At 66.2% G+C, this 10,665-nt stretch carries 8 protein-coding genes; 5 read left to right on the forward strand and 3 right to left on the reverse strand.

Features of this window, described 5'->3' with window-relative positions; all coding sequences use genetic code 11:
* Positions 1–160: 160 nt before the first annotated feature.
* The 5 genes from IAE58_RS18850 (at position 161) to lpdA (ending at position 8,247) form a co-directional block, all read left to right on the forward strand.
* Positions 161–1,579, forward strand: a complete 1,419-nt coding sequence (locus IAE58_RS18850) for a cupin domain-containing protein (protein WP_199934689.1) — start codon at positions 161–163, stop codon at positions 1,577–1,579.
* A 3-nt stretch (positions 1,580–1,582) separates the two neighbouring features.
* Positions 1,583–2,485, forward strand: coding sequence for a GNAT family N-acetyltransferase (locus IAE58_RS18855; protein ID WP_199934688.1), 903 nt, complete (start codon positions 1,583–1,585; stop codon positions 2,483–2,485).
* 186 nt (positions 2,486–2,671) lie between these two features.
* Positions 2,672–5,503, forward strand: coding sequence for a 2-oxoglutarate dehydrogenase E1 component (locus IAE58_RS18860; RefSeq protein WP_108753560.1), 2,832 nt, complete (start codon positions 2,672–2,674; stop codon positions 5,501–5,503).
* A 41-nt stretch (positions 5,504–5,544) separates the two neighbouring features.
* Positions 5,545–6,747 carry a dihydrolipoyllysine-residue succinyltransferase gene (gene sucB, locus IAE58_RS18865; protein ID WP_199934687.1) on the forward strand — a complete coding sequence of 401 codons (1,203 nt, stop codon included), beginning with the start codon at positions 5,545–5,547 and terminating at the stop codon, positions 6,745–6,747.
* A 63-nt stretch (positions 6,748–6,810) separates the two neighbouring features.
* Entirely contained in the window at positions 6,811–8,247 is a 1,437-nt protein-coding gene (gene lpdA, locus IAE58_RS18870) for a dihydrolipoyl dehydrogenase (RefSeq protein ID WP_108762410.1), read from the forward strand.
* Between the two features lie 119 nt (positions 8,248–8,366).
* Here lpdA and IAE58_RS18875 read toward each other — a convergent pair whose 3' ends face one another.
* The 3 genes from IAE58_RS18875 to IAE58_RS18885 all read right to left on the reverse strand — a co-directional run bounded on the left by IAE58_RS18875 (position 8,367) and on the right by IAE58_RS18885 (position 10,426).
* A complete protein-coding gene (locus tag IAE58_RS18875) occupies positions 8,367–8,630 on the reverse strand; it encodes a hypothetical protein (RefSeq protein ID WP_199934793.1) in 264 nt (87 codons plus the stop codon).
* On the reverse strand, positions 8,627–8,839 hold the full coding sequence (locus tag IAE58_RS18880; RefSeq protein ID WP_199934792.1) for a hypothetical protein: 213 nt from the start codon (positions 8,837–8,839) through the stop codon (positions 8,627–8,629). Before IAE58_RS18880 ends, IAE58_RS18875 begins: the two co-directional genes overlap by 4 nt.
* 156 nt (positions 8,840–8,995) lie before the next feature.
* A complete protein-coding gene (locus IAE58_RS18885; RefSeq protein ID WP_199934791.1) occupies positions 8,996–10,426 on the reverse strand; it encodes a replicative DNA helicase in 1,431 nt (476 codons plus the stop codon).
* Positions 10,427–10,665 lie beyond the last annotated feature (239 nt).

Consider the following 10,665-nt stretch of genomic DNA (forward strand, 5'->3'; position numbering starts at 1 on the left):
GTTGCCGTTGGGCGCCCCACCCCGCCACGAGGGGCTCCGCCGTTGGCCGGAACCCCGCGACAAACCATCGCACGTGCGCAATCCCAGCGAACGGCGGACAATGGAGACCTTGGCGGCCCGCCGCGCCGCCCCTCCCGCTTTCCGCTGCAAGGATTCCCCCATGGCCGCCCGCAAGTCCTCCGCTCCGCTCATTGAAGTCACCGCCCGCCCCGGCAAGCCGCTGGGCATGGCCCCGGCCACCTTCCTGCGCGACTTCTGGCAGAAGCGCCCGCTGCTGATCCGCAATGCCTTCGCCAACTTCCAGACCTCGGTGCAGCCGGAAGACCTGGCCGGGCTGGCCTGCGAAGAAGGCGTGCTGGCGCGCCTGATCCAGCATGACAAGACCCAGGACAGCTGGCGCGTGCGCAGCGGCCCGTTCCAGGAAGACGTGTTCCCCGCCCTGCCCGACCACGACTGGACCCTGCTGGTGCAGGACGTGGACAAGTGGGACAAGGACGTTCGCGCGCTGATCGAGCACTTCAGCTTCCTGCCGCGCTGGCGCATGGACGATGTGATGATCAGCTTCGCCGCCACCGGCGGCTCGGTCGGCGCCCATGTCGACCAGTACGACGTGTTCCTGCTGCAGGCCCACGGCCACCGCCGCTGGCAGATCGATGCCAGCGAATCGATCAAGGGCAAGCGCCCGCCGCTGGGCTTCCGCCCGGATGTGGAACTGAAGCTGCTGCAGGTGTTCAAGCCCACCCATGACTGGGTGCTGGCGCCGGGTGACATGCTGTACCTGCCGCCGAACGTGCCGCACCACGGCGTGGCCGAAGACCCCTGCCTGACCTTCTCCTTCGGCATGCGCGCGCCGTCCTCGGCCGAGCTGATCAGCGACTACCTGGATACCCTGATCGCCGATGCCGACGAGAACATCCGCTACCAGGATGCCGACCTGAAGGTGCCGGCAGACCCGAACGAAATCGACACGGTGGCGATGGCCCGGGTGATCACCGCGCTCAACGCCATCCGCATGAACGACCCGGACAAGCTGGGCGACTGGTTCGGCCGCTTCATCACCACCTACCGCGCCGCCGGCGAAGTGATGGCCCACCAGGCCGCGCCGGCGCCGGAAGAAGTGGTCCAGGCGCTGGCCTCGGGCCTGCTGCTGCAGCGCCACCCGTGGGCGCGCCTGGCCTGGCGCCGGGCAAAGCGCGGCGCCAGCCTGTATGTCAGCGGCCAGGATTTCGCCCTGCCCGTCAAGGACGCGCAACGCCTGGCCGGCGCCGAACAACTCGATGCCGCCGCCTATCGCGGGCTGTCGGACAAGGGCCGCGCGATGCTGCAGCAGCTGCTGGTCGGCGGCGTTTTCCAGCTCATCGACCCGAACGAGGTCTACGCCGACGAGGACGAAGACGAGGAAGCCGGCGACCACGACGTGCTGGGCGAGGTGGTGGAAGGCCGCGACCAGGTGGCCGAACTGGACGACGAGGTCGTGTCCGACGACGTGCACACCGTGACCGTCCACGACGACGGCATCGAGGTCATCGTCAACTTTGAAGACCACGACGAAGACGACAGCGACGCCGGTCGCGCCTGAGCCATGGCCACGATCCGGGTCCAGCAGGTAAGCCACGCCGACGCCCACGTCGCCATCCACGACGTGCGGCAGCGGGTGTTCGTGCAGGAACAGGGCATCGCCGCCGAACTGGAGCGTGACGCGCTGGACCCGGTCTGTGCCCACGTGCTGGCCCTGGACGCCGACGGCCTGCCCGTCGGCACCGGCCGCCTGGCCCCCGATGGCCGCATCGGCCGCATGGCGGTGCTGGCCAGCCTGCGCAACCAGGGCGTCGGCGAGGCCCTGCTGGAGGCGCTGGTGCAGGCCGGTCGCCGCCTGGGCCTGGCCGACCTGCACCTGCACGCGCAGCTGCCGGCGCGCGACTTCTACGCGCGCCTGGGATTCCTGCCCGAGGGCGAGGTATTTGAGGAAGCCGGCATCGGCCACCAGCAGATGCGGCGGCGGCTGGGCGTGGCCAGCGCCATCGACAGCCGGGCCGAGGCGGTGGCCATCACTACCGCCATCATCCACCGGGCCCGCCGCCAGCTCTGGCTGCACAGCCGCCAGCTGGACCCCGGGCTGCTGGATGCGCCGCCGGTGCAGGCCGCCCTGCGCCGCTTCGCCACAGCCCGCCACGACAAGCAGCTGCGGGTGATCGTGCACGACGCCGCCGCGATTGCCAGTGCCGGGGCGCCGCTGCTGGCGCTGTACCAGCGCCTGCCCAGCGTGATCCAGTTCCGTGAAGTGAGCGATCCGGTCGACCGCGCACTGGCCTCGGCCTGCCTGGTCAACGATGCGGGCGACTTCTACTTTCGTCTTATCGGCCATCGCCTGGACGGTGAAGCCGGCATCGCCCTGCCTGCACGTTCACAGCCGTTCGAGCAGCAATTGCAGCGCGTCTGGGACCGTTCGCGCGAATGCAGCGAACTGCGTGCCCTCGGCATCTGACACGGCCCACGCGGACAAACCTGTCTGGCACCGACACCGCGGCGCGCGCAATGCCGCCGTTGCTGCCCCATCCCGTGCGGATGGGGGTACAATTTGGCTGTTTGAACGCGCCCGTGCAGGGCTATTCATTTTCCTGCAGGGTCCTTCTGAAGCCATACCCCACAAAGCGAATCAACACCCTCCATCGTGGACAATCAACTGAAGCAGTTTGCGCAATCTTCGCAACTCGCCGGCGGCAACGCCTCCTATGTCGAGGACCTGTACGAGCAGTACCTGGTCTCCCCGGATAGTGTCGATCCCAAATGGAAGACCTACTTCGACGGCTTCAAGGGCCGCGAAGCAGGCGACATTCCGCACTCGGCCGTCATCTCCCACATTGCGGACGCGGCCAAGGATGCGCTGAAAGCCGGCACCGGCAGCGGTGCGGGCGACGAGCGTGAGCGCAATGTCGGTCGTCTGATCACCGCCTACCGTTCGCGCGGCCACCTCGATGCGCGCCTGGACCCGCTGGGCCTGACCAAGCCGGTCAATACCCCGGACCTGGGCCTGCCCTTCCACAGCCTGTCCGATGGCGATCTGAACAGCGAGTTCAGCACCGGCGGCGTGGGCGGCCAGCCGCGCATGAAGCTGCGCGACCTGCTGGCACGCCTGAAGGCGACCTACACCGGTTCGATCGGTGCTGAGTTCATGCACATCTCCGAGGTCGAGCAGCGCCAGTGGATCTACAAGAAGCTGGAACTGGCCGGTGGCAACTACCAGCTGGACGCTGACACCCAGCGCCGCACCCTGGAGCGCCTGACCGCTGCCGAAGGCCTGGAACGCTACCTGCACACCAAGTACGTCGGCCAGAAGCGCTTCTCGCTGGAAGGCGGCGACTCGCTGATCCCGATGATGGACACCATCATCCGCAGCGCCGGCAAGGATGGCGTCAAGGACGTGGTGGTCGGCATGGCCCACCGTGGCCGCCTGAACGTGCTGGTCAACACCCTGGGCAAGAACCCGCGCAAGCTGTTCGACGAATTCGAAGGCAAGTTCGAGCACGACGAACACGCTTCGGCCGGTGACGTGAAGTACCACATGGGCTTCTCGGCCGACGTGGCCACCGAAGGCGGCCCGGTGCACCTGGCGCTGGCGTTCAACCCGTCGCACCTGGAAATCGCTGACCCGGTCGTGGCCGGTTCCGTGCGTTCGCGCCAGGAGCGCCGCAAGGACACCGCGCGCAAGCAGGTCATGCCGATCCTGATCCACGGCGACGCGGCCTTCTCCGGCCAGGGCGTGGTCATGGAACTGTTCCAGATGTCGCAGGCCCGCGGCTTCGCCGTTGGCGGCACCGTGCACATCGTGGTCAACAACCAGGTCGGTTTCACCACCTCCAACCCGCAGGACACGCGCTCCACGCGCTATGCCACCGACGTGGCGAAGATGATCGCCGCCCCGGTGCTGCACGTGAACGGCGATGACCCGGAAGCGGTGGTGTTCGCTGCACAGCTGGCCTTCGAGTTCCGCCAGAAGTTCGCCAAGGACGTGGTCATCGACCTGATGTGCTACCGCCGTTGGGGCCACAACGAGGCCGACGAACCGGCGATCACCCAGCCGCTGATGTACCAGGTGATCCGCAAGCACCCGACCACCCGCGAGATGTACGCCGAACAGCTGGAAAAGGCAGGCGTGATCGCCGCCGGCGCCGGCAAGGCGATGGTCGATGCGTACCGCGACAAGCTGGACGGCGGCGAAGTGACCACCGAGCTGGCCAAGGTTGAAAAGACCCCGCCGACCAGCCCGCTGTTCGTCGATTGGCCGAAGCTGCTGGAAGGCAAGCTGTCCGATCCGATCTCGACCAAGGTCGACAAGGCCAAGCTGCTGGAGCTGGCCAAGCTGATCAACACCGTGCCCGAAGAAGTGCAGCTGCACTCGCGCGTGGCCAAGGTGTACGACGACCGCCGCAAGATGGCCGCCGGCGAGATCCCGGGTGACTGGGGCTTTGCCGAGAACCTGGCCTACGCCACCCTGCTGGACGAAGGCAATGCCCTGCGCCTGGTTGGCCAGGACGTGGGCCGCGGCACCTTCACCCACCGCCACGCGATCCTGCACGACCAGGCCACCGACAACTACTACCTGCCGCTGCGGCAGCTGGTGGATTCGCCGGAAAAGGCCACCGTCATCGATTCGCTGCTGAGCGAAGAAGCGGTGATGGCCTACGAGTACGGCTTCTCCACCACCGACCCCAACACCCTGTGCATCTGGGAAGGCCAGTTCGGTGATTTCGCCAACGGCGCGCAGGTGGTCATCGACCAGTTCATCGCCGCCGGTGAAGCCAAGTGGGGCCGCATTTCCGGCCTGACCCTGCTGCTGCCGCACGGCTACGAAGGTCAGGGCCCGGAACACAGCTCGGCGCGCCTGGAGCGCTTCCTGCAGCTGTGTGCGCTGGAAAACATGCTGGTCGTGGTGCCGTCCACCCCGGCCCAGGCCTTCCACATGCTGCGCCGCCAGCTGCACCTGACCACCCGCAAGCCGCTGGTGGTGATGTCGCCCAAGTCGCTGCTGCGCCACAAGCTGGCCGTGTCGACCCTGGACGAACTGGCCAATGGCGAGTTCCAGCACCTGATCGGCGATGCCAACGCAGACGCCAAGAAGGTCAAGCGCGTGGTGCTGTGCTCGGGCAAGGTCTACTACGACCTGCTGGAAGACCAGACCAAGCGTGGCCAGGACGACGTGGCCATCATCCGCGTGGAACAGCTGTACCCGTTCCCGCGCGCGCTGCTGGCCGCCGAGCTGAAGAAGTACGGCAACGCCACCGACGTGGTGTGGACGCAGGAAGAACCGCAGAACCAGGGCGCGTGGTACCAGATCCGCCACCACCTGCAGTTCTGCCTGGCCGATGGCCAGAACCTGCACTACGCCGGTCGTGCGCGTTCGGCTTCGCCGGCTGCCGGCCACATGGCTGACCACGTGCGTGAACAGCAGCAGCTGGTCGCCGACGCACTGGTCAACCCGTTCAACGACCAGGTCGCTGAATAACTCCTCCCCCTATTTAGAAGACAAACCAGGAAGCTCCCGCAATGGCCACCGAAGTCAAAGCCCCGGTACTGCCCGAATCCGTCGCCGACGGCACCATCGCCACCTGGCACAAGAAGGTGGGCGACGCCGTCAAGCGCGACGAAAACCTGCTTGACCTGGAAACCGACAAGGTCGTCCTGGAAGTGCCGTCGCCGGTCGATGGTGTGATCAAGGAAATCAAGTTCAAGGAAGGCGACACCGTCACCTCCAGCCAGGTCGTGGCGATCATCGAAGAAGGCGTCGTGGCTGCTGCACCGGCCCCGGCCGCTGAAGCCGCTCCGGCTGCCGCCGCTGCCCCGGCTGCTGCCGCTCCGGCCGCCACTGCTGCACCGGCCCCGGCTGCCAAGTCGGCTGCCGACAGCCTGCCCCCGGGCGCCCGCTTCACCGCCATCACTGAAGGCGTGAACCCGGCCGACGTGGACGGCACCGGCCGTCGCGGCGCGGTCACCAAGGAAGACATCGTCAACTTCGCCCGCAACGGCGGCGCCGGCAAGGCCGGTGGCGCACGTCCGGAAGAACGCGTGCCGATGACCCGCATCCGCAAGCGCATTGCCGAACGCCTGATGGAGTCGAAGAACTCCACCGCCATGCTGACCACCTTCAACGAAGTCGACCTGTCCAAGGTCTCGGCTGCGCGCAAGGAACTGCAGGACGAGTTCGTCAAGGCCCACGGCATCAAGCTGGGCTTCATGAGCTTCTTCGTGAAGGCCGCTGCCAACGCCCTGCAGCGCTTCCCGCTGGTCAACGCCTCCATCGACGGCGACGACATCATCTACCACGGCTACTCGGACATCTCGATCGCCGTGTCGACCGAGAAGGGTCTGGTGACCCCGGTGCTGCGCAACGTCGAGCGCATGTCCTTCGCCGACATCGAAAAGACCATTGCCGACTACGCCAAGAAGGCGCGTGACGGCAAGCTGGGCCTGGACGAACTGCAGGGCGGCACCTTCACCGTGACCAACGGCGGCACCTTCGGTTCGCTGCTGTCGACCCCGATCATCAACCCGCCGCAGAGCGCCATCCTGGGCATGCACGCCATCAAGGAGCGTCCGATCGCCCAGAACGGCCAGGTCGTGATCGCGCCGATGATGTACCTGGCGCTGTCCTACGACCACCGCATCATCGATGGCAAGGACTCGGTGCAGTTCCTGGTGGACATCAAGAACCAGCTGGAAAACCCCGGCCGCATGCTGTTCGGCCTGTAAGAGACCTCCCGCCCCTCCGCGTCCGCGCGGAGGGGTTCTGGTATAGCAACAAGGAATAATTCAATGGCTGAACAATTCGACGTCGTCGTCATCGGTGCCGGCCCGGCCGGTTACCACGCGGCCATCCGCGCCGCACAGCTGGGCCTGAAGACCGCCTGCATCGACGCAGCGCTGGGCAAGGACGGCAAGCCGGCCCTGGGTGGCACCTGCCTGCGCGTGGGCTGCATCCCGTCCAAGGCGCTGCTGGATTCCTCGCGCCAGTTCTGGAACATGGGCCACATCTTTGGCGACCACGGCATCAGCTTCAAGGACGCCAAGATCGACGTCGAAGCGATGGTTGGCCGCAAGGACAAGATCGTCAAGCAGTTCACCGGCGGCATCGGCATGCTGTTCAAGGCCAACAAGGTCGCCGCCTATTACGGCTTCGGCGAACTGCAGCCGGGCAACGTGGTCAAGGTCACCCAGCATGACGGTTCCATCGTCGAGCTGAAGGGCACCAACGTGATCATCGCCGCCGGTTCGGATTCGATCGAACTGCCGTTCGCCAAGTTCGACGGCGAGACCATCGTCGACAACGTCGGCGGCCTGGACTTCACCGAAGTGCCGAACCGCCTGGCCGTGATCGGCGCCGGCGTGATCGGCCTGGAACTGGGCAGCGTGTGGAAGCGCCTGGGCGCTGAAGTCACCATCCTGGAAGCACTGCCGGAGTTCCTGGCCGTGGCCGACGCCGAAGTGGCCAAGACCGCTGCCAAGGAATTCAAGAAGCAGGGCCTGGATATCCGCCTGGGTGCCAAGGTCTCCAAGACCGAGATCACCGGCAAGGGCAAGAAGAAGGAAGTCGTTGTCACCTATACCGACAGCGAAGGCGAAAAGACCCTGACCGTGGACAAGCTGCTGGTGGCCGTTGGCCGTCGCGCCGCCACCAAGGGCCTGCTGGCCGAAGGTACCGGCGTGAAGATCAACGACCGTGGCCAGATCGAAGTCGATGCGCACTGCCACACTGGCGTCAACGGCGTGTGGGCGGTCGGCGACTGCGTGCGCGGCCCGATGCTGGCGCACAAGGGCTTCGAGGAAGGCATCGCGGTGGCCGAACTGATCGCTGGCCTGCCGGGCCACGTCAACTTCGACACCATCCCGTGGGTCATCTACACCGAGCCGGAACTGGCCTGGGTTGGCAAGACCGAAGCCCAGCTGAAGGCCGAAGGCATTCCGTACAAGGCCGGCAGCTTCCCGTTCGCCGCCAACGGCCGTGCCGTGGCGATGATCGAGCCGGCAGGCTTCGTGAAGATCCTGGCCCATGCCGAAACCGATCGCATCCTCGGCATGCACCTGGTCGGCGCCAACGTATCCGAGCTGGTGCACGAAGGCGTGCTGACCATGGAGTTCAGCGGTTCGGCCGATGACCTGGCCCGCATCTGCCACGCCCACCCGTCGCTGTCGGAAGTGATCCACGACGCGGCCATGGCGGTCAGCAAGCGTGCCATCCACAAGGCGAACTGATCGTTCGTCTTTGGGGTGGGTGCCGACCGTTGGTCGGCACTGGACTGCAAACGAAAAACCCCGCTTCGGCGGGGTTTTTTGTTGTCCGCTTTCATTCAGAGCCGAGCATGGGCTCGGCGCTACACCTTTCCAGCCAGCTCCTTCGGCGGATCCTCGCAGACCTTGTGCTCCACCACCGTCTGGCCAACCTTCCATTCCCTCGCGACCCGGCAGTGCTCCTTGGCCTCCGGCTTCTTCGACGGCTTGGCCGACGCGGCGTTGGCTTCATCGGCGGCAGACACCTGCTGCCGCTCCAACCATGCCGAGGTCGGGGCCGGCGGCGGCGGGTCGGCCAACGCCGGGCCTGCGACCAGGGCCAGGCCCAGCATCAGCCGCGCCCTCATGCCGCCACCGCCCGGCCACCCAGCAGCCGCGCCGGCAGCATGAACAGCGCACGCAGGAAGGCAAACAGGGCCGAGAAGGTGATGCCGACCAGGCGGAACGGCAGGCTCACCAGCCAGACCACTGGCCACAGCAGCAGGGCCAGGATCGCCAGCGGCCAACACAGCACGAACAGCAGGCACCACACGCCCAGCGCGAACAGCGTCTTCATGACAGGTCTCCCTTGCGGCGGCACCCTGCCGCCTGGGATCACCTTGGCGCCCTGCCCGCCCGGCCGCAAACGGTTTGCGACGAAACCGGGCTGGGGCTGACGAAACCGCGGGAATCGGCCGGGCATGGCCCGGCGCCACGCTAACGCCCACAGGCGTTATTCGAACGAACCGACCGAATCGTGGGCCAGGTTGTCGAAGCGGGTGTATTCGCCGAAGAACTTCAACTTGCACGAACCGGTGGGACCACCACGGTGCTTGCCGATGATGATCTCGGCCAGGCCCTTGTCCGGCGAATTTTCCTTGTTGTAGTAATCGTCGCGGTAGATGAACACGATCATGTCCGCGTCCTGCTCGATTGCGCCCGATTCGCGAAGGTCGGCCATCACCGGGCGCTTGTCGGTACGCGTTTCCAGCGAGCGGTTCAGCTGCGAAAGCGCAATCACCGGCACATTCAGTTCCTTGGCCAGGCCCTTCAGCGAACGGGAGATTTCCGAGATCTCGGTCGCGCGGTTTTCGCTGTTGCCCGGCACGCTCATCAGCTGCAGGTAGTCGATCACGATCAGGCCCAGGTCGTGCTCGCGCTTCAGGCGGCGGCACTTGGAACGCAGGATCTCCGGCGACACGCCCGGCGTATCGTCAATGAAGATCTTGGTTTCCTTCAGCATCTTGATCGCGCTGGTGACCCGGCTCCAGTCCTCGTCTTCCAGCTGACCGGTACGCAGGCGCGAGGCGTTGATGCGGCCGTTGGAGGAGATCAGGCGCATCGCCAGCTGCGATGCGGACATTTCCATCGAAAACACCGCCACGCCTTTCTTCGATTTGATCGCCGCATACTCGGCGATGTTCAGCGCGAAGGTGGTCTTGCCCATCGCCGGGCGCGCGGCCAGGATGATCAGATCGGTCGGCTGCAGGCCGGCGGTCATCGCATCGAAATCGGTGTAGCCGGTGGGCAGGCCGGTGATGTTGCCGCCGTTCTCGAAGCGGTTGCGCAGCTCTTCGAAGGCATCCTTCAGTGCGCCGGGCATCGCCACGAAATCGGTACGGCCGCGCGCGCCTTGTTCGGCAATGGCGAACACGCTCTTTTCCGCCGACGCCAGCAGTTCACTGCTGTCGCGCCCTTCGGGCTGGAAACCGTCGTTGACGATGTCCGTGCCGACCTGGATCAGCTGCCGCAGCACCGCCTTGTCGCGCACGATCTCGGCATAGGCCACGATGTTGGCCGCCGACGGCGTGGTGCTGGCCAGCTCGATCAGGTAAGCACCATCGCCCACCAGCTCCATCCTGCCCTGCGATTCGAACCACTCGCCCAGGGTGACCGCATCGAACGGACGCTCGCGCTCGGACAGCTCGCGGATCGCCCGGTAGATCATCTGGTGATCGCGGCGATAGAAGTCGGTTTCGTTCAGCTGGTCGTTGACCCGGTCGTAAGCTTCCGGGGCCAGCATCAGGCCGCCCAGCACCGCCTGCTCGGCTTCCACCGAATGCGGCGGCACGCGCAGCTGGTCGATGCGCGAATCGTCACGATCACGATCAAAGCCATCGCCGCGGTCTTTGCGGTTGGAACGGAAGCCGGGACGGGCGGACATGCTGCGGTATTTCCTGCGAAAGTGGCCGGGGCCAGTGTAGGCATGCACCCACACCGGCGGCCATGGACAACTCTGTGGATAAGCCGTGGACGAACGGGGGATGGCTACCGCGACACAGCGCGGTTGCCCAGCCTGAGACGGTCATTATCGCATGGGGTCGGAGCCCGGCGCTGCGCGCCGGGATCCGACCCCGGCAGCGCGGGGGGGGGGGCGCCGCCGGGCCCACACCGCGCGTCGCC

Origin of the sequence: Stenotrophomonas sp. S49 (assembly GCF_016624905.1) — a bacterium.
Lineage (GTDB): Bacteria > Pseudomonadota > Gammaproteobacteria > Xanthomonadales > Xanthomonadaceae > Stenotrophomonas.

What these genes read in the sequence shown, in the direction of transcription:
- IAE58_RS18850 (WP_199934689.1), top strand. Translation starts at nt 161, where the DNA reads ATGGCCGCCCGCAAGTCCTCCGCTCCGCTCATTGAAGTCACCGCCCGC.
- IAE58_RS18855 (WP_199934688.1), top strand. Translation starts at nt 1,583, where the DNA reads ATGGCCACGATCCGGGTCCAGCAGGTAAGCCACGCCGACGCCCACGTC.
- sucB (WP_199934687.1), top strand. Translation starts at nt 5,545, where the DNA reads ATGGCCACCGAAGTCAAAGCCCCGGTACTGCCCGAATCCGTCGCCGAC.
- lpdA (WP_108762410.1), top strand. Translation starts at nt 6,811, where the DNA reads ATGGCTGAACAATTCGACGTCGTCGTCATCGGTGCCGGCCCGGCCGGT.
- IAE58_RS18875 (WP_199934793.1), bottom strand. Translation starts at nt 8,630, where the DNA reads ATGAGGGCGCGGCTGATGCTGGGCCTGGCCCTGGTCGCAGGCCCGGCG.
- IAE58_RS18880 (WP_199934792.1), bottom strand. Translation starts at nt 8,839, where the DNA reads ATGAAGACGCTGTTCGCGCTGGGCGTGTGGTGCCTGCTGTTCGTGCTG.
- IAE58_RS18885 (WP_199934791.1), bottom strand. Translation starts at nt 10,426, where the DNA reads ATGTCCGCCCGTCCCGGCTTCCGTTCCAACCGCAAAGACCGCGGCGAT.